The following is a 19454-nucleotide window of genomic DNA, read 5'->3' as shown; positions in this document are numbered from 1 at the left end:
GGAGTTTATGCGAAAGAATCAAACGTTTCAGATTTTTTTTTCCAGATGGGGAAAGTTTGATTTTTACAAATCATTCTTTTGGAAGAATGACAGGTATAAATTATTTTCGGTTAAGAGAATTTCCCTGAAAGTTTCTATTCTTTTTCCAATACTGACTCGTTTTGTCACTTCGCTAGCCATTCTTTGTTTGTATTTCTCAAGTATTTCGATTGAAGCCAAACCTACTAAAACATTGGGAAAAGTGAAGGGGAAAATCTCTAAGATTCGCCAAACCATTGTTTTGTCCATTGATGGATTTCCGGCTTACTACTGGTCAGATCCCAAATACCATTCTTATTTCCCGCTTTTAAGCGAACTCTTTCTAAAATACGGAGTTTCTGAAATTGAAACCGTCAATCCTTCCGTTACGTATCCGGCACATACCTCTATGGTGACGGGGAAAGACCCAAGTGAACATGGAATCTATAACAATACCTTATCCGATCCTTTTGAAAAAAATGAGGGAGGATGGATGTGGTATGCAGAAGACATCTTAGTTCCTACACTTTGGGATTTGGCAAAAGAAAATCGTAAAACCACTGCAAACGTATTTTGGCCTGTCACTGTGGGGGCAGGTATCGATTGGAACCTTCCTCAATACTGGCGAAAAAAAATCCCAGAAGATGACAAACTCCTTCGGGTATTATCCACCAAGGATCTTCACAAAAAAGCAGAACTTGCCGTTGGATTTCCGTTAAACGATGTTTCCAAAGATGAAGTGAAATTAAAAACAGCCACTTGGCTCTTTCAGAAAAAAAATCCAGATCTTATGTTTGTTTACACTACAGATTTGGATTCCAACCACCACGGATTTGGCCCAGGATCAGAAAAAGCCCTTTCACGGCTTTTGGAACTAGACAAGTCCATCTTTTCTTTTTTGCAATCGGTAGGAGCCTTTACTCCCAAAGGACCGGCGATCGTAATTGTTTCCGACCACGGCTTCCATTCTGCAGATTCAATTTGTGCCCCGAATGTAGTTTTAAAACAAAAAGGTTATATCAATGACGAGGTTGGCACCTACAATTTAACTTTTAAAAGTTCTGGTGGCACATCCATCCTTTTGCCAGGTTCCGGTTTCCAAGCAACAGAGGAAGAACTCCAATTGATAGTATCTGAAGTTTTAAAATCTTGTCCAGGATCTGAATGGATTTCTTCTTCTGCTTCTACAGGTGAGCCCTTAGGTGAATTAGGAAAGCCAATTCCTGGGGAAATTGATACACGTTTCCTTCAAAAGAGAATCCATCCGCAGGCTTTGGGGCTTTTTTACACAAAACAGGCGTTATTCTTTAGTGGAACGAGAAAAGGGGAACTGTTTACCAAATCACAAACAAAGATCCACGGTCATGGGTATTGGAATGCGAACCCAGAGATGAAAACCATTGGTTTTGTTTATGACCCAACGGGGAAAAAACACAAGTTTGAATCCGTAAAGGATGTATTTGGAATCGTTAAAGATATATTAGGTTTAAAAGAAAAGAAAACTAAAGGGCCTCGTCTGCCTACGCATACAAAACCCTGATCGAAAATCTGAATCGATTGGAAACGATTCAGACAATAAGGTTATTCTTATTGATGTAATGAACCAAGGATCGCCTCTCCCACTGCTTTTGCTGACTGTGGATTTTGTCCTGTCACAAGCCTTGTATCTACTTCCACATGGCTCATCCAAGGTGCCGATTTGGAATACTTTCCGCCCGAAGCAATCAGTTTGTTTTCCAAAAGAAAAGGAACCACACCTTCCAGTTTCACAATCTCTTCTTCTTCATTGGAAAACCCATTCACTCGTTTGCCAGCAATCAGTTTTGATCCATCAGACAGGGTGACATTGACAAGTGCCGATGGTCCGTGACAAACGGCGCCTACAATCCCTCCTGATTCATAGATAGTCCGAGTCAAATCTTGGAGTTCTTTGTTCTCTGGAAAGTCCCACATGGTTCCATGTCCGCCGGCAAAGTAGATCGCAGAATAATCGCTAGGACTTATCTCTTTTGGTGTTTTGGTATGGATTCGTTTTTCTTTATATACGGGATGGTTCCAAAATTCTTTGTTTGCGGCATCCTCCAAATCAAATCCATCCACAGGAGGTTCTCCCCCTTTCGGACTTACCAAATCCATTTCCACACCAGCGTCGTGTAAAACTTTCCAAGGGTGAGACACTTCTCCCAAATGGTAACCGGTGGAACCTGCGTTTCCTTTTTCACCGTGACTTGTTAATACAAATAATACTTTTTTCATTGGATCCTCTCTTTGATTCCTTTTATTGAATCGCTCTATAAAGAAAATATTTCCTTATCTGTTTTTTTAGACAAGAGAAAGTTATTATTAAAAATATGATGGTGTTTATTCCTTGTTATTAATAATTTTATATCAAGATGAATCCCATCGAATTGTACCAGAGTTTTTACCTTATCTACCGTGAGAGAAATTTAACAAAAGCGGGGAAAATTCTTGGGTTATCCCAACCGGCACTCAGCTTACATTTACAATCTCTGGAAAGGCATAGAAAAGAGGTTTTGTTTCGACGCACTTCTAGAGATTTAGTTCCGACTGAGGCCGCCAAACGTTTGTATGTGCAGATTGCAGGTCCCATAGAAGAATTAGAACGTATGGAAGGGACAATCCGACCCAAAGAAAAAATAGGCAAACTCCGGATTGGTTCTGCCAAAGAGATTTTTTTAGAAAAAATTTTGCCAAAACTTTCTGCATTGGGGGAAAAATTTCATGTAATCTATGGTCATCCACCTGTACTTTTGGATTCTTTGGAAAAAAAGGAAATCGATTTAGTCATCACCAATCAAAAGTTAAGTGTTCCTGGGATTTTGTTAGAAGAATTATATAAGGAAAAATTTGTATTTGTGGCATCAAAATCCATCAGTTCGAAAGAGAATTTCCCTTTTCGTGGACAAACCAAACCCAAAAATGAAATGATCAAAACTTGGATGGAAAACCAACATTGGTTTGTGTATAGCGAAGACTTTGCAATTGTTCGTAGGTTCTGGAAGGTAAACTTTGAATCTCGTCCGAAATTAAAAGAGTATTCTGTTTTACCGAATCTTCATGATATTCGGACGGCATTGGAACTTGGGAGCGGTGTTTCGGTTTTGCCAACGTACCTTTTGGGCAAAAAATCTTCATTGTATACAAATGATAAAGATTGCCAGGGTTTTGAGAACCAACTGTATTTGGTTAGTCGAGAAGAGGATATCGATTTTTTAGAAGAAAAATTTCGAACCATTCACCATTGGGTGAATGGTTAAAGGTTTAGTTAATGTTTTTTCCAGTGGATGCATTCGCCTGGGCATTCATCCATTTCCTTTTGTACCTTTTTTTCATCTTCATCTGGAATCATCGCATCGTTGATGAATTCACCTGAAATATGTGTTTGAGAAACATCATCCTCATCCATCATAAAATATTTTGGTAAATTATCTGCACATTGGTTACAAGAAGTACAATTGTCTTTGTCTACATAAGCTTTTCTCATGATAGGTTCTCTCTCAGTTTATAATATAAAATAATGGATACAAAAAATATGGTGACTGCGTTTGCGAGAATGATAGGCAAATCAGATTTTAAAACTCCATACACAAACCACAAAAGTACACCAATAAAAAACATAATGTACATATTACGACTGATGTCTCGGGTTTGTTTGGTCATCACCACTCGTAATACTTGTGGGAGAAAAGACACGGTCGTTAAAAAAGCGGCAACGTAGCCGATGAGATTTTCCATTTAGGCTTTGTACTCTCGTTTTACGACAGTTTTGACTCCACCACGAACATTGTAATCACCAACCACTTTTACATATAGGGGATCTACAGCCAAAACAAAGTCTTCCAGGATTTTGTTCACAACGTTTTCATGGAAAATTCCTATATTTCGAAAAGACATCATATATTCTTTAAGGGATTTTAATTCCACACAGCGATCTCTGGGGATGTAATCGATATATATGGTTCCAAAGTCGGGAAGTCCGGTTTTTGGGCAAACCGCAGTGAATTCCGGGATGGTAAATTCAATATTGTATTCTTTTCCGGCATACACATTGGCAAACCATTCGATTTCTGGGGTTTTCCAGGACGGGATATGGTCTTGTTTGTCCTCGTAAGAAGATTCTGATTTTTTTTCCGACATTTGTTTACCCCGACAATTGCAAAATTATTTTGGAATCATCCCATGAAAAGTGATAAAAAAATTGCAGTCGTCGATTTCGGCGGTCAATACGCTCACCTCATCGCTTCCCGAATTCGTAGGCTTGGAGCCTATACGGAAATCCTATCCAACGAAGAACCTCTCTCTGTTTACGCATCTTATGCGGGAATCATACTTTCCGGTGGACCAAGCAGTGTGTATGAAAAGGGAGCTCCACTTTTACCAGATGGTTTCTTCCAAATTTCTGTTCCTATACTCGGAATCTGTTACGGGCACCAACTTTTAATGAAGGCCCTCGGTGGTGAAGTTGTTTCTTCTAATTCTAAAGAATATGGTCCAGCCATTTTAGAAATTCAAAATCCAAATTCTTTACTTTCCCAATCACTCTCTCCAAAAACAAAAGTTTGGATGAGCCACGGAGATGAAGTGGTTCGAATGCCGGATGGATTTCAAATCGTTGCTTCCTCCGATAATTGTCGTTATGCGTTTGTTTCTAATGAGTCTAAAAAACAATTTGGAATCCAATTCCATCCAGAAGTCACACACTCGGAAGAAGGGGAAGTTTTACTTCGTAACTTTGTGAATCTTTGTAATGCAGGTTCCAGTTGGAGTATCTCACAGTTTCTAGAAGAACAAATCTCTGAATTACAAAAGAAAGTCCCGCAAGGAAAAAATGTGTTTTTACTCGTGTCTGGGGGAGTGGATTCTTCCGTAGCTTATTTACTTCTTGCCAAAGCTCTTGGGAAAGACCGGGTGAAGGGACTCCTTGTCGACACAGGGTTTATGCGTAAAAATGAAGTGAAGGACCTTATGGACAACCTCCACCAAGTTGGCTTCGACCTCACCATTTGGGATGAAAGCGAAATTTTTTACAAACATCTAAAATCAGAATTTGAACCTGAAAAAAAACGCCGTATCGTGGGAGATTTATTTTTAGAAGCACAAGGAAAAGCTACCGATTCCCTTGGTTTGGATTCAGAACATTGGCTTCTTGGCCAAGGAACCATTTACCCAGACACCATCGAATCCGGGGGAACCAAACACTCTCATAAAATCAAAACCCACCACAACCGTGTCCCTCAAATTGAAAAACTCATCCAAGAAGGGAAAATCATCGAACCAATCGCTGATTTGTATAAAGATGAAGTGAGAGAACTGGGAAGACTTCTTGGCCTTCCCGAACGTTGGATCGAAAGGCATCCTTTTCCGGGCCCAGGCCTTGTGGTAAGAATGATTGCAAGCCCAGAATCAAAACCGCCTTCTATCAATTTTACTGATTTGGCTCTTTCTGGAAAAAAAGCTGAAGTGAGAATTTTACCCATCCTTTCCGTGGGGGTCCAAGGCGACCAAAGAAGTTATGCCCACTGTGCCGTGTTAAATGACTTTACCACCAACTGGAATGAGTTAGACGAATGTGCAGTGGAGATCACAAATTTCAAAAAAGAAATCAATCGTGTGGTTTTTGCACCTGGAATATCCACTTTTTCCGGTAGTTTTTATTATACCAAACTGACTTTAGACAAAGAACATTCGGATATTTTGCGGGAAGCTGATTCCATCGTGAACCGAATCCTTTTTGAAGAATCCATCCATACATCTATCTGGCAAATGCCAGTAGTTTTAGTTCCTGTGGGTTTACGTGCAAATTCCTATGGGGTAGTGTTACGGCCAGTGGAATCCACCGAAGCCATGACCGCTAATTTTTATGCAATGGACAGAAAGATATTGGATAAGATCACCAAAGAACTGTTAGCTTCGCCTCATATTTCATTGGTATTGTATGATCTCACCCATAAACCGCCTGGAACCATTGAGTGGGAATAACGTTTAGGTTTTTATAATCCTAAACGTTAGTTTGGATTTAAGGCAAAAGGAGCCAGAGTAGGGCCATTCCGCCCATAGCCAGTTCAGGTAGTTTTTTTCTGAAAAAACTTTGGTTTTCTGGGTTTTCTTTATGCTCTTCGAATTTTGTTACTTCTGTATTCGGTGTTTCCTTGGATGAAAATAGGGTACCCAAAAAACCAGGTTTCTCTTCTTCCTTTTGTGATTCCCAAACCACAGGAAGAGAAACTACATCTACCGCATTTTTCTTATATGCTTGTTTAGTGCCGTCTTTGGATTCCACCAAAACATAATTTGCAGTTGGGGAAGATGTTTTTACGTTTTCCAAAACCTCTTTGGTAGCCTTCACAGTGACTGTGTCTGCAAAAGTAACATGCGATAAAATCAAAAGAATGAATAAGGATAGTATGGTCTTTACGTTCATATCTACAGCCCAATCCTAAGAATTGGATAGGCAATTTGATTTTTGAGTGAAATGTTACAATCCGATGAAAAGTGAATTCAGTTTCCATTTGACACCAGACCTTCATATTTTAGCCTATCCAAAGTCACGATTGGCGTCGTGGCCAAGTGGTAAGGCATGGCTCTGCAAAAGCTTGACCGCCGGTTCGAATCCGGCCGACGCCTATCACTGAAAATTCGCCTGGATGGTGGAATTGGTAGACACACAGGACTTAAAATCCTGTGGGAGTAATCCCGTGCGGGTTCGATTCCCGCTCCAGGTATGAATCGAACGATTGCGAGTCAAAAAAAACGTAGCGACCCATAGGGAGCGTATACGTTTTTTCCGAAGGCAGGAAGCCTGAGGTGACGAGCAAGACGGGCTGAGATCGAAAGGCCAGGATGGCCGAAGATCGAAGCGATTCCCGCGAACCCACTCAATCAATCAAAACAACAATCAACATCTCTTACTCTTAGATACACCCCGCGCAGGCTTTATAGAAGCCGGAGGCGAAGTTGGCCGTAAGGCCAAGGGTGGATGAGCGTGAAGCCATTTTTCTGTGGACAGTATGTCCGAAGTCGCGAGCAAGACGGGCTTTAGATCGAAAGGCCAGGATGGCCGAAGATCGAAGCGATTCCCGCGAACCCACTCAATCAAACAAAACTAAAATCAACATCTCTTACTCTTAACAACTTAGCGCATTTCCCGCGTTATTAATTCACAATTCCCTGAAATTTCGATTCGCGGTAGAAAAGGTTTTTTCTCTTTCCATGAAAATAAAAATCCAAAATCAACAAATTCAATCCCCTTTCCAAGAGATTCCAGAAACTCATTCGGATGGACTTGGATCATTTGAATTTGATTTAGGTTGGTAAAACTCTCCTTTTTTACAATTCTCTCTGCTTGCACTTTATATTCTTTGTCCTGGTCAAAACTTTCGCGCTTACGGATTTCAAGGATGAGTGTTTCAGGTAGATGACCGTCTGGAATTTCTTCCCAATGGATAAAAAACTGAATCGGGGAAACTCGAACCTTGGGGATCGTATCAAAATTCATTTCATGGTCCAAACAACCAGCTAGTTTAAAATAAATTTCTTTAGTCCCGTTCGGCATAGGCACAGCCGTTTTTGCATTGATAGCAGATTGAGCTTTGGCCATCGGGAAGTTATGTTCTGTGCGAGCCCTATGAAAAAAAAGGTCTTTGGCTGGAGTTTTTGATAAATAAAAAGCCCCTGCACTAGAAATAAAAATCCAAAAAACGAGAATTCCATACACTTGGGTTTGTCCCTTTTGTATAGTTTTCTTTTTCTCTTTTATTCCCATAGGAGCTGAGGGAAGTAAAATCAAAAGTCCTAAAAAGGGAAGTAATACCTCGTCATCTAACAGAAAACATTGGAAACTACCTGCAAAAATAACACTGAAAAAACCTAAATATATAAGATTGTTTTTTTTAACTTGTAAGATTTTTTTTGTGATCCAATACAAAAAACAAAGATAAGCGATTGAGGAAGTGAGCCCACCTAAAATCCAAAAATGCAGAAAATCAAAATGTGCATGGGATTTGGGTGTGATCGACAAATCATAATATAACTCCGGGAAAACTTTTACTAAAGGGATCGCTTGGGTTATGAATTCTTTTGGGTAATTTCCACTACCAATTCCCAATAAAAATGAATCTTTTAAAATTTCAAAATTCATTTTGTGAATCCATATCCTTTGATTCTCTAACGAACGTTTAGCGAATAAATCATCGATAGCTCTTTGGAATAACCAGTTGTTGTGATAAAATAGAGTTAGAAGAACCAATACAAGTAAGAGACCAATTCCTAACCAGGGTAGATATTTTTTTAAAGATATTTTTTTTTGGAAAGATAAAAGGAAAAATCCAAAGAGTAACCCAAACCAAACGGACCTACTTTGATTGAGAAAAAGTAAAACGAGTCCTAAAAAAGAGAAGATAAGTAAGGAAAAAAATAGAAACTTAGATCTGTTATTCTTTTTAAATGTGGGAAAGCTCCTGTATGTCTTTAAAAAGAGTGAAGGAAGGTAAAGTGCTAACATCCCTCCGTATGTTAGGTGAGTGCTTTGGAATCCAATCGGTAAATAAAAAGGGAAAATACCTAAAAGGTTTCCCAACTGGTGGGGCAAACGACGGCCTTCGACGTATTGGAATCCATCCATCACAAATGGAGCCAATCGATATGGGGAAAAAAGCGATATGGTTCCTGAGAGAAGAAGAAACACGGCTCCTAGAAATACTGCATTTTTTAAATTTGATTTTTCTTGTTCAGAGAGGTTTGCATGGTGTAATAATAAAAATCCCATCCATACATCCCCAAATTCTGATTTTAAAACGATTTGTTTCCAAAAAGAAAATTCGAAATGGAAGAGTGGATAAATTAAAAAACCCAAATAAATAAGGATCCAAAAAAAGAAAAAGGATTCAGACCTCGGAATATTTTTTTGCCAAAGGAAATCTAAAAACAAAAAGAAAAGGGAGGCACCGGCAAAAATTTGGGAAAGGCTAATTGAAAACGGGGAAAGGACAAAGAAAAGGTAGAGAAAAACAATAGAAATCTTATGAAATGTTTGTTTCCCAATCATATTTGGTTAAAAGAATAGGTTTTAACTCGTATGGATGGCAAGAGAAAAAGAAAATTGTCGGTGGCTATCATCACCTTCAATGAAGAAAAAAATATTGGAGACTGTATACGCTCCATCGAAACGGTCGCAGATGAAATTATTGTTTTAGATTCCCTAAGTACAGACCGTACAAAAGAAATTGCCACCTCCTTTTCCAAGGTTAAATTTTTTGAATCTCCTTTTCCTGGGCATGTGGAACAAAAAAATAAGGCCATAGGTTTTTGTTCCAATGATTGGATTCTTTCTTTAGATGCGGATGAACGAGCAGACCAAACTTTGGTCCAATCGATGGAAGCTTTTTTAGAGTCAGAAAATATTTTGGCAGAGGGTTATAAAATTGCGAGATTGACCTATCATTTGGGACGTTGGATTCGACACAGCGGTTGGTATCCGCTTCGTAGGTATCGTTTATTCCAAAAAAATTCGGCCACTTGGGTGGGAGAAAACCCACATGATTTTATCGAACTAAAACCAGGTTCTGTTGGAAAAGTGATGAAGGGAGATATCCTCCATTTTAGTTTTACAGATTTTAGTCATCAAATCACAACAATCAATCAGTTCTCAAGCATCGTTGCTTATACTCGTTATGCGAAAGGAGAAAGGTTTTCTCTTTTTAAAACTTTTTTTAAACCATTCGGGAAATTTTTAGAAATATATATTTTTAAATTTGGGTTTTTGGATGGAATTCCTGGGCTTTGGATTGCCATTGCCTCTTCGTTTTCGACCTTTCTAAAATACGCAAAATTATATGAACTGGATCGTAAACAGATTGTTCGTCCGTCCAATATAAGAAAAGAGTATGGCAAAAAATAAAAAACCATCTAAACCCGGTTTATTCTCCTGGTTCATTCAGATTTTTAGATCGAAGGGAAAGGCAGAAGACCAAGACCCAGCGAAAAGAAAAAAAGAATCAAAAACATTTTCTATGGAATGGGCAGTTGCCATTGATAATTGGAAAAAGAAACTCCGTACAAAACAAGTGAGTTCTGGTGTAGTGATTGAAACTCCTAAGTTCCGTCTAACTAAAACAAACGATAAATTATTTCGAGCAGAAGGCGAAAACTATTCATTGATTTTGGTTACAGGAAACCATTTGTATAAAAATAAGGAAGATAAGTGGGCAGGTGTTCTTTTTGTTGATGAGGGTGTATTAAACCAAAACCTCTCAAAAGACCTGGCTCGTCTGGATAGTTTACTCTCTGCATTTTCAGTTCCTAAAACCGATTTATTCTTAGAGGCCGAAGGACCCAAGGAAGATTGGCGAGTTGTTCTTACTTGGGAACGGTTTTGGAAAGAACAAATTATCTTACAAATGAAACCAAATTCTATGGCTCTTGTGATGCTTGCGATAGGTGAAGAATGTAGAGAGTTTTTTGAATCTGTGGCTACAGAAAGACAAAAAAGATTGGTGAGGGATGAGCTGTTTTATTTGAATTTAGGAAATGGGACAGAGAATAATCCCTATACGAAAGCAAAAAACCTATTTGGGTTTGGTTCTGCACTAGTCGAATTTGGAAATACAATCAATTCCATAAAAGAAAGAAGAGAAAAGGAAAATAATCATGGATCATAAATCACTCATACAAACACATATTGAGGATTCGATAGCCGTTAAACAACAGTTATTGCCATTTCTTTTGCCTTCCATTGAATCTGCGGGGAAACTACTTGTGGATTCTTTAAACCAAAATGGATTATTATATTTCTGTGGTAATGGAGGATCTAGTTGTGATGCTTCCCATATTGCAGCTGAACTTGTGGTTCGTTATAAATCAGGGAACGAAAGAAAAGCAATTCCCGCACTCGCCTTAAATAGTGATCAAGCTGTTCTCACTGCTTGTTCTAACGATTACGGTTACGAATATGTATTTCAAAGACAAGTGCAAGCATTTGGAAAACCATCAGACGTTTTTGTAGGACTTACCACTTCCGGAAATTCGCAAAACATCATTTTGGCGGTGGAAGAAGCTAGAAAGATTGGAATGAAGGTAATCCTATTTTTGGGTGGTGACGGTGGAAAACTAAAGGGCAAAGCGGATGTAGAAATCATTGTCCCTTCGAAGGTTACAGCAAGAATCCAAGAATGCCATATCCTGATTGGACATATTCTTTGTAGCATCATTGAAAAGGATCTCTTTGGCCTCGACTGATCCCTATGCAATTCAAATCAAAAATGCTACCATCGAAACAACGGATGGGTTTAAGATTTGGAAGGGAATTTCTTTAGATATACAAAGAGGGTATATCCACGGCATTATTGGTGAATCTGGATCTGGAAAGTCAACTCTAGGATTCTCTTTGTTTGGAATGTTGCCTAAGGGTTGCCAATTGTTCTACGAAAGATTTTCCGTTCTTGGCAACGATGTTCGTTCTAAAAACCTGGGAACCAAACTCTTTCTGGTTCCGCAAAATCCCAATTCAGCCTTCCATCCGTTTCGCACCATCAGAGCACAAATCCAAGATTTTTTTAAATTATCGGGTTTTGAAAGTATCTCTTATGAATCTTTGTTTTTGATTTGGGACCAGTTATCGATTCCTAGAAACCATTGGAAAACGTATGCAAGGACTTTGTCAGGAGGCGAAAAGCAGCGAATTCTACTTTCCTTAGCTTTTTTACGGACCCCTGAGATTTTGGTTTTGGATGAACCTACGACAGGACTCGATGCCTTTTCGGAGAAAATTGTCTTGGAAACTGTCCGAAACCTTGCAAAAATGGGGATGACAGTTGTTTTTATTACACACGAGTTAAGGATCGTCGAAAGTCTGGCCTCTCAAGTTACGATAATGAAACAAGGGGAAGTCGTAGAAACCATTTCGGTTCTAAACCAAAACCTGGAGCCAAAAACAGAATATGGAAAACAACTTAAGGAAGCTTCGCTACTTTTTCAGTAACTGGACGTTTCTGTTTTTAGTTTTGGTTCCCCCAGTTCTATTCGCAGAATCGGGTTTTAGTCTTCGCTCTGTCGATACGAGAAACTATCCAGAAATCAAAATTCGATTTCATTCCAACCGTTCATTGGAACCCGAAGGTTTTGTCATTTCTGAGCAGATGGGTACTAATTCTCGTCTAACCGATTCCTTTCGCCTCCAAAAGACTGAGGTGAAAAACCCAGTAAACCTTTATATTTCAATTCCAAGTTATTCCAATGCAGAAGATCGTCGTTGGCTCATACAATTAGCAAACCAACTGGTGAAGGTGAGCGAACAAAGTGGCGGGACATCCCAGTTACAAATTCAGTCAGATGAAAATAAACATTCATTTGAACGTATCCGCTCAAATGTTCTTGATGTTTCCTTTCCTTTTCCTAAGGTTCCTCCACCTAACTACCCCATTCGAAACTGGGAAAATTTCCTTTCGGGGATAAAGAAAAATCAGACAACCGAGGACCATATTCTAGTTATTGTGAGTTTTTCTCCTGAATGGCAAGACCGATTTGAAATTCCGGAACTTGCCAAAAGAATTCGGGAAAAGAACTTACAATTGATTGTGCTTGCACCCAGCAGTTTGGAAGCAACTAAACTTGCTAGTTATGCGAATGGAAGGCATTATCCAATTTCCAAACCGAATAGTTATTCCGAATTGTTTTCATATCTACGTGCTTTGGGTGAGGCAGATTACGAACTTAATTATCTTTCTCCTTGGAAACTCTCTAGGTGGAAAACAAACTTTGTTTCTGGGGGATTTGCCACGGGTGACCAGGGCATTCGTCTGGAATTCCAATATGAACTTTCTTTTTTTAAAACACTATACCTGCAATTATCTGATCCCTTGTTTTTTTTCCCTGTTAGTTTTTTTCTCATATTTCTTTGTTTGGCGGCATTGTTTTATTTACGTGGATACGAAGAACCTCGCCTAGGTTTGACTGCTGTTCCAAACAACGATTCCGAATATTCGGAAAGGAAGGAAGAACTCCAGGTTTATGATAGGATGTATGGGGAAACAATGGAGAAGGCAGCGCGTGATCGAGAAATCGCTGTTGCCATAGCAGAGAAAGAATCACTTCCGGGTGTTTCCTATTCGTATGCGGTCCTAATGCGTAAAGATTTCAATCATGAGCCTATCCAGTATGTATTGCAGTTTGATGAAGTGACAATTGGAAGTTGGGAATCTAACCACTTGGTGCTTGATGATCCAAATGTAGCGGGGATTCATGCAAAGATAAAAAATAAAAAAGGAAAGTATATATTGTTTGATTGTGTCTCCGAAACAGGGGTATACTTAAACGGAAAAAAATTACTAAGACCTAAGGTTCTTCATAATTTAGATGAAATTCAAATAGGAAAAACGATCCTTTCGTTTCGAGGCAGGTAGAAATATGATTCGGATGTTAAACGCAATAATCGTTTCCCTTTTTGTTTTTTCTGCTCTATTTTGTTCTGGAAAAACAGCAAATAACGATGCTACAACTTCACTACTACTTGCCAAAGAAACAGGTGAAAATGGATGTACGGTGGCAGGGCTTGGAACTCAAATCAAAGCCGGTTATACGGGTATTACTACGTCTGCAAAAACAGTTTCCTTTGCCCTTTCGGGAGATACTCATTATGCGGTGATGCAAATTGCAGGAGCCCAAATTGCGACTCGAGTCGTATTATCACGTTATGCGAAAGTAACCGTTTATGTTTCGAGCAGTTGTCCTTTGGATTTATCTTCAGCAGTTTTAGCCAAAGAAGGTACGGAATATACTAAGGTAGACTCACCGGCTACCATCATCAATTTTACAAAATCGGGTAGTTATTTAATTTATCTATACCAAAAGGAAGATCCAAACACGAATCCGTTGACTGTTCTTACCGATGGAACACCAGTCCAAGCGATTTCTGATTCGGATTTAACGGACATTCTAAACGGAGGAACCACAAAAACTTTTAAGTTTGCTTGTGATTTGGGTTCAGGAGTTTGCCAAAATTATTACGGGTTTCTCACTAGCTGTCTTTCGGGAACCAAACAGACATCCAAATGTACAGAAACCAGTGCTGTTGGTTCCTGTAAAGTCACACAGTCCAGTGTAGGATTTATCATCAGTGTATATACGGCTCCCTTGACTGGTGGAGGTGGGGGTACTGCCGCCACCCATTGCACTGGTCTTTCGGGAACCTATGTGGATGGGGCAACCATCCAAACCCCTTAGAACTTATCTATTTTTTCAAATTCCCTGGACATACCACCCCATGTCCGAGTTATGACTGGAAGTGGGGGAGTCTAGTTATGAAAACCATGTTTGAGAAGATTTGGAATGACCATTTGGTCCACGAGGATGATGGGACCTGCCTCATTTACATCGACAGACACCTAGTCCATGAAGTTACAAGCCCACAGGCCTTTGAAAGTTTAAAACTAACAAACAGAAAAGTGCGTAGACCAGACGCTACTTTTGCTACGATGGATCACAACGTTTCCACAAGAACTCGGGATTGGAAATCTGTAGATCCCATCTCTGTCCTTCAGATGCAAACTCTTATGGACAATTGTAAAGAAAACGGAATTACATTATTTGATATCAATCACCCTGACAATGGAATTGTCCACGTGGTGGCACCGGAACTAGGCCTCACCCATCCAGGGATGACCATTGTTTGTGGGGATTCCCATACAGCAACTCATGGTGCTTTTGGAGCTCTTGCTTTTGGAATCGGAACCTCAGAAGTTGAACATGTTCTAGCTACACAAACTCTTGTCCAAAAGAAACCAAAAACTTTAGAGATTCGTGTGGATGGGAAATTATCTCCCCTTGTTTCTGCAAAAGACATTGTCCTTGCCATCATTGGTAAAATTGGAACTGATGGGGCCACAGGATACGTGATTGAATTTACGGGAGAGGCCATTCGTTCTCTCAGTATGGAAGGTCGTATGACCATTTGTAATATGGCGATTGAAGCTGGTGCTCGCGCCGGCCTCATTTCTCCCGATGACACTACCATTAATTATATCAAAGGAAGAGACTTTGCTCCGAAAGGTGATGCATTTGATGTAGCAGCTGCTAAATGGAAAGCTTATGCTACTGATGCTGGTGCTAAGTTTGATAAAACAGTGGTACTCAATGCGAGTGAAATTGCACCTATGGTTTCTTGGGGAACTTCTCCTGGCCAAGTCATTCCTGTGACAAACGTAGTTCCAAGTCCTTCTGATTTCACAGATCCCGTGCAAAAAAAATCGGCAGAGTCCGCTCTTGCTTATATGGATTTAAAACCGGGTCAAAAACTATCGGATGTTAAAGTGAATAAAGTATTTATAGGTTCTTGTACAAATTCAAGGATCGAAGACCTTCGTGTGGTAGCAAATACAGTCAAAGGGAAAAAAGTAAGTAAAGAGGTAGAGGCCATCATTGTACCAGGTTCTGGTCGGGTGAAACGCCAAGCAGAACAGGAAGGCCTAGATAAAATCTTTTTAGAAGCTGGATTCCAATGGCGTAATCCAGGTTGTTCTATGTGCCTTGCTATGAATGACGATGTACTTTCTCCGGGTGATCGTTGTGCCTCCACTTCCAATAGAAACTTTGAAGGAAGACAGGGGAAAGGTGGACGCACCCATTTAGTCGGACCTGCAATGGCTGCGGCTGTGGCTGTAGAAGGACATTTTGTAGACATTCGGGAGTGGAAATAAGATGAAAGCATTTACAAAGTTAAAAGGAATCGCGGCTCTTTTAGATAAGGCAAACGTTGACACTGACCAAATCATTCCTAAACAATTCCTTCGTAAAATTGAGAGGTCAGGGTTTGGTCAACATCTCTTTCACGACTGGAGATTTTTGGATGACGCGGGAAAAAAACCGAATCCAGAATTTGTTTTGAATGCTGAAAGATACAAAGGTGCCAATATCCTTGTCACAAGAGATAACTTTGGATGCGGATCTTCTAGAGAACATGCTCCTTGGGCCTTAGAAGATTACGGATTCCGTTCCATCATCTCTCCTTCCTATGCAGATATTTTTTATAATAACTGTTTTAAAAATGGAATGTTACCCATTGTTTTATCGGAGAGCCAAGTAGAAGAAATTTTCCAGGCCATTGATAAAAAACCAGGGGCGAACTTGGAAATCGATTTGGAAAACCAAGTGGTCATTACCGAAGAAGGGAAAAAATATCCATTTGAAGTGGATGCATTTCGTAAACATTGTTTACTCAATGGTTTGGATGATATTGGGCTTACTCTCCAAAAAGCAGATTTTATTCAAAAATTTGAAGAAAAGAACCAAAAAGAAGTTCCCTGGTTGTATGCAAAGACTGTATAATCGCCGTATGAAACTGTTTTCAATTTTACTCGGATTTTTATTCGTATCAACCAGTGTTTTCGCTGATGAACTTTTGATCCAGGACACCAAACAGGGGTTAGGGAGAGAGGCCATTCGTGGAACTACGGTTGTGGTTCATTACACCGGAAAGTTAACCAATGGAAAAGTATTTGATTCTTCTCTTGACCGAGGGGAACCTTTTAGTTTCCAACTGGGCCAAGGACAGGTCATCCAAGGTTGGGAACGAGGCATCGTGGGAATGAAAGAAGGTGGAAAACGAAAACTTACGATCCCACCACAATATGGATACGGCGCACGAGCAGTTGGTCCTATTCCTGCCAACTCAACACTTGTATTTGATGTGGAACTGATAAAAGTAAAATAAATGATAGATCCAATTTCCAAAGGAATCGATGACTTAGGCAACAGCTTACTTCAGGCTTTGAACAATGTACAAGGTATCTTTGGAAAAGAACTTTCTGTTGCCAAACCCATTGTAGACAATGTTTTGCAACTGATTGGCAATACCCCTCTCATCCGATTGAATCGAATCGGTTCTGAAAATGCGGGAGTTCAGTTTTATCTCAAAGCAGAATTTTTAAACCCAACGGGGTCTGCAAAAGACAGAACTGCTTTTGCAATGTATTTGGATGCGGAAAAAAGAGGAAAATTAAAAAAAGGAATGTCAGTGGTGCTTGTTGGTGCCGGATCTTCCTCGGTTAGTTTTACTTGGATTGGAAAGGTAAAAGGATATCCTGTATTCTGTTTGGTTCCACTCCAAACCTCCCCAGAACGCATTCAGTTATTACGCAGTTACGGGGCAGAAGTCACTGTCACCAATGAATCAGATTTGGGTCGTCTTTCTGAACTTGCAGAAGATAAGGCGAAAAAGTTGGGTGGATGGATTCCTGATGAAGCTTCCAATCCGGCAAATCCCAATTTCCATTTCAAAACGACAGGTCCTGAGATTTGGAGAGACTTACAGGGTAAAGTCGGCGCTGTGATTTCAGCACCGGGATCTGGTGGAGCAATCACTGGGATTGGAAGATTTTTAAAATCACAAGACCGCCGGGTGAAAGTCATAATTGCGGGAAAACAAAACTCGCCCTTTATGGAATATGGAAAAACTGACAATCCAAAAGAAAGAGAAAGAATCCAACTTCCTGCGGTTTACGATCCAAAATTAATTGATCATTATTTTCATGTGACGAAGGATGAAGCCTTACACCTGCAAGCTGACCTTTATGAAAAAGAAGGAATCTTTGCGGGCCTAACCACGGGAACAGTCATTACTGGTGCTCTTAGGTTTTCGGAATCCATTCCAGAGTCCGAACGAAACGAAAGAAATCCTTATAATATCGTGATTTTATCCCCAGATCGGGATTAAGATTTTTCGCTAAACAGTTGTTTGATTTCCTGCAAAGAACTTTTTGCTACAGTTTCCCCTAATTGGATAAATTCAGCACTCCGCCAAAACTCAAACCAATTGGAATTGGGTAGAATTGGATTCAAATACACATCTGCTTCCTGTGCACTGTACTTTCCAATGCGATATTGCAGGGAATACAAACTATTTACAATAATATCAAGAACATTCAAATTTAATAGTTTGTTTGTTTTCATCTCATCTTTGGAGCTGGGCATGGAATTGATGGCGATAATTTTTTGAATTCCTTCATGGGTAAGAGCAGAAACGGGAAGAGGGTTCACAATCCCACCATCTACATAGGTTTTACCATTTTCTTGGGGTTGGGGTACAAAGACTCCAGGGATCGAAATACTCGACATCACGGCATCCAAAACTTTTCCTTCGGAGAGGACTATTTCTTGTCTTGTGGAAATATCACAACTAATGAGTCTTAGTTTGATAGGTAGGTCTTCAAAATATAAATCCCCCAAATATTTTTCGAGAAGTGACCTAACATGTTTTCCATGCAAAAGACCTTGGCCTGGAAAAGATAGGTCTACAAGTTTAAACATTTTGAATATACTATCAATTTCACCAAGCAGTGGTAAGATCCCTTTATAACCTAGGCCACTAGCCCAAAAAGCACCAATGATTGCTCCAATACTCGTTCCTGCAATCATATCGGGAATGATCCCTTCTTCCTCCATAACTTTCATGATTCCGACTTGGGCAAGACCTAAAGCGGCACCACCTCCCAGGGCCACTCCCATTTGAACCCCAGAAAGTTCTCGTGCTTTTCGTCTGACGTAAATCTCCCATTTCCCATGATCGACGATATCTCTAATATTTGTTTCATGGTATAGAATTTCGTTTTCTTTGGATTCCTTGGTAATCGAGTTACATAAATTGATTGAATTGTCGCTAGAGATAAAGTTTTCAATATGGTCGGCTTCTTCGATTAACAGACGTTTTAGTTCTTCTTCCGTGTCGGGAAATACTTCTAAAAAAATAAAGGAATGACTGGCATATTGTTTTCCTAACGTTTCTTTGATGCGTTCCGAATCTTTAAATTTATAATTCTTTAGATAAGGATTTTCAGTTTGTCCATTTTGGGCGAAGTGAAGAATGATCGATTTTTTTCCTGATTCCTCTTCAATGGAAGTTACCAAATCTTTCGCTAAATTGACTTTTGCCATAGGATCGGAATGTACCAAACAAACTACGGAATTGCGAAAGTATTCCCTTCCTCCCAAAAGTTCTCCCCGAAGAGATTTGGTTAACATTTTAGAAAAGGTGACAGATAAATAAGGAATCTTTTGGATTAATTTTTGAAATCCGGATTGTGATAAAACTAAAAATCTAGATTCGGAAACGGTAACTGCTGTATGACTATGTTTTTCACCTGTGAGTAAGGATTGGATTCCGAAATACTCCCCTTTTTTAAGGTATTGTACTTCCTCTTCGCGTTTTCCTTCTCCTTTTTTGGGAAGAAAGAGTTTAATCCCACCAGATAAAATTAAATATAAACTTCTGTTTCCATCTCCCGCGCTGAAAAGGACTTCCTCGCGTTCGGATTCGACTATATGCACCGCCTCAGCCACCCAAACTTTTTCTTTTTTAGATAAACTTCGGAATAGGGGTAGGCTCGAAACTAGGTGAATTTTCCCTTCTAAATCTTTCATAAGGACCTTTT

At 39.6% G+C, this 19454-nt stretch carries 20 protein-coding genes and 2 tRNA genes; 15 read left to right on the top strand and 7 right to left on the bottom strand.

Translation table 11 applies throughout. The annotated features are described in order from the left end of the window. Positions 1–7 precede the first annotated feature (7 nt). The gene (locus EHQ31_RS03775; RefSeq protein ID WP_244247254.1) at positions 8–1558 is read left to right on the top strand and encodes an alkaline phosphatase family protein; all 1551 of its coding nucleotides are present in this window, start codon (positions 8–10) and stop codon (positions 1556–1558) included. 47 nt (positions 1559–1605) lie between these two features. Here the strand turns inward: EHQ31_RS03775 and EHQ31_RS03770 are convergent, their stop codons facing one another. Further along, positions 1606–2274, bottom strand: coding sequence for a type 1 glutamine amidotransferase domain-containing protein (locus EHQ31_RS03770; protein WP_135569709.1), 669 nt, complete (start codon positions 2272–2274; stop codon positions 1606–1608). A gap of 137 nt (positions 2275–2411) precedes the next feature. Here EHQ31_RS03770 and EHQ31_RS03765 point away from each other — a divergent pair, with 137 nt between their 5' ends. After that, a complete protein-coding gene (locus EHQ31_RS03765; protein ID WP_135569707.1) occupies positions 2412–3296 on the top strand; it encodes a LysR family transcriptional regulator in 885 nt (294 codons plus the stop codon). Between the two features lie 8 nt (positions 3297–3304). Here the strand turns inward: EHQ31_RS03765 and EHQ31_RS03760 are convergent, their stop codons facing one another. Genes EHQ31_RS03760 through queF form a run of 3 tightly spaced genes read right to left on the bottom strand, consistent with a single transcriptional unit; the run spans position 3305 to position 4176 of the window. After that, entirely contained in the window at positions 3305–3523 is a 219-nt protein-coding gene (locus tag EHQ31_RS03760; RefSeq protein WP_135569705.1) for a ferredoxin, read from the bottom strand. Further along, positions 3520–3774, bottom strand: coding sequence for a SemiSWEET transporter (locus EHQ31_RS03755; protein ID WP_135569704.1), 255 nt, complete (start codon positions 3772–3774; stop codon positions 3520–3522). The genes EHQ31_RS03760 and EHQ31_RS03755 overlap by 4 nt, the downstream gene beginning before the upstream one ends. Then, a complete protein-coding gene (queF, locus tag EHQ31_RS03750) occupies positions 3775–4176 on the bottom strand; it encodes a preQ(1) synthase (RefSeq protein ID WP_135569702.1) in 402 nt (133 codons plus the stop codon). Between the two features lie 42 nt (positions 4177–4218). On the opposite strand from queF, the gene guaA reads away from it, so the two are divergent. Continuing rightward, positions 4219–6018: a glutamine-hydrolyzing GMP synthase gene (guaA, locus tag EHQ31_RS03745; protein WP_135569700.1), complete on the top strand. Its 1800-nt coding sequence runs from the start codon at positions 4219–4221 to the stop codon at positions 6016–6018. A gap of 37 nt (positions 6019–6055) precedes the next feature. Here the strand turns inward: guaA and EHQ31_RS03740 are convergent, their stop codons facing one another. Further along, complete coding sequence (locus tag EHQ31_RS03740; protein WP_135569697.1) at positions 6056–6460, bottom strand: LIMLP_04285 family protein; 405 nt, start codon at positions 6458–6460, stop codon at positions 6056–6058. A gap of 132 nt (positions 6461–6592) precedes the next feature. Between EHQ31_RS03740 and EHQ31_RS03735 the strand changes: the two genes are divergently transcribed. Together EHQ31_RS03735 and EHQ31_RS03730 are read left to right on the top strand one after the other, a co-directional pair. Continuing rightward, positions 6593–6663: transfer RNA gene (locus tag EHQ31_RS03735), tRNA-Cys, on the top strand. Between the two features lie 14 nt (positions 6664–6677). Beyond that, positions 6678–6761: transfer RNA gene (locus EHQ31_RS03730), tRNA-Leu, on the top strand. Positions 6762–7171: 410 nt separating this feature from the next. Here EHQ31_RS03730 and EHQ31_RS03725 read toward each other — a convergent pair. Next, on the bottom strand, positions 7172–9082 hold the full coding sequence (locus EHQ31_RS03725) for an O-antigen ligase family protein (protein ID WP_135569696.1): 1911 nt from the start codon (positions 9080–9082) through the stop codon (positions 7172–7174). A 30-nt stretch (positions 9083–9112) separates the two neighbouring features. Between EHQ31_RS03725 and EHQ31_RS03720 the strand changes: the two genes are divergently transcribed. From EHQ31_RS03720 to EHQ31_RS03675, 10 genes are all read left to right on the top strand, one after another. Next, positions 9113–9934, top strand: a complete 822-nt coding sequence (locus EHQ31_RS03720; RefSeq protein WP_135569694.1) for a glycosyltransferase family 2 protein — start codon at positions 9113–9115, stop codon at positions 9932–9934. Then, positions 9921–10694, top strand: a complete 774-nt coding sequence (locus EHQ31_RS03715) for an LBBP_01157 family protein (RefSeq protein ID WP_135569692.1) — start codon at positions 9921–9923, stop codon at positions 10692–10694. The genes EHQ31_RS03720 and EHQ31_RS03715 overlap by 14 nt, the downstream gene beginning before the upstream one ends. Further along, entirely contained in the window at positions 10684–11271 is a 588-nt protein-coding gene (locus EHQ31_RS03710) for a D-sedoheptulose 7-phosphate isomerase (protein WP_135569690.1), read from the top strand. Before EHQ31_RS03715 ends, EHQ31_RS03710 begins: the two co-directional genes overlap by 11 nt. Next, complete coding sequence (locus tag EHQ31_RS03705; RefSeq protein WP_135569688.1) at positions 11258–12013, top strand: ATP-binding cassette domain-containing protein; 756 nt, start codon at positions 11258–11260, stop codon at positions 12011–12013. The genes EHQ31_RS03710 and EHQ31_RS03705 overlap by 14 nt, the downstream gene beginning before the upstream one ends. After that, complete coding sequence (locus EHQ31_RS03700; RefSeq protein ID WP_135569686.1) at positions 11973–13433, top strand: FHA domain-containing protein; 1461 nt, start codon at positions 11973–11975, stop codon at positions 13431–13433. The genes EHQ31_RS03705 and EHQ31_RS03700 overlap by 41 nt, the downstream gene beginning before the upstream one ends. A gap of 13 nt (positions 13434–13446) precedes the next feature. Further along, on the top strand, positions 13447–14253 hold the full coding sequence (locus tag EHQ31_RS03695) for a hypothetical protein (protein ID WP_420844099.1): 807 nt from the start codon (positions 13447–13449) through the stop codon (positions 14251–14253). A gap of 77 nt (positions 14254–14330) precedes the next feature. Continuing rightward, the gene (gene leuC, locus EHQ31_RS03690) at positions 14331–15725 is read left to right on the top strand and encodes a 3-isopropylmalate dehydratase large subunit (protein ID WP_135569682.1); all 1395 of its coding nucleotides are present in this window, start codon (positions 14331–14333) and stop codon (positions 15723–15725) included. Between the two features lies 1 nt (position 15726). Continuing rightward, the gene (gene leuD, locus EHQ31_RS03685) at positions 15727–16353 is read left to right on the top strand and encodes a 3-isopropylmalate dehydratase small subunit (protein WP_135569680.1); all 627 of its coding nucleotides are present in this window, start codon (positions 15727–15729) and stop codon (positions 16351–16353) included. 7 nt (positions 16354–16360) lie between these two features. After that, positions 16361–16738 (top strand): FKBP-type peptidyl-prolyl cis-trans isomerase, encoded by a 378-nt coding sequence (locus EHQ31_RS03680; protein ID WP_135569678.1) that lies wholly within the window; start codon positions 16361–16363, stop codon positions 16736–16738. Next, positions 16739–17740, top strand: coding sequence for a PLP-dependent cysteine synthase family protein (locus EHQ31_RS03675; RefSeq protein WP_135569676.1), 1002 nt, complete (start codon positions 16739–16741; stop codon positions 17738–17740). Here EHQ31_RS03675 and EHQ31_RS03670 read toward each other — a convergent pair. Beyond that, complete coding sequence (locus EHQ31_RS03670) at positions 17737–19443, bottom strand: patatin-like phospholipase family protein (protein ID WP_135569674.1); 1707 nt, start codon at positions 19441–19443, stop codon at positions 17737–17739. The genes EHQ31_RS03675 and EHQ31_RS03670 overlap by 4 nt on opposite strands. Positions 19444–19454: the final 11 nt, after the last annotated feature.

Source organism: Leptospira montravelensis (assembly GCF_004770045.1).
GTDB classification, from domain to species: Bacteria; Spirochaetota; Leptospiria; order Leptospirales; family Leptospiraceae; genus Leptospira_A; species Leptospira_A montravelensis.
This window is presented reverse-complemented; position numbering and strand designations above follow the sequence as displayed.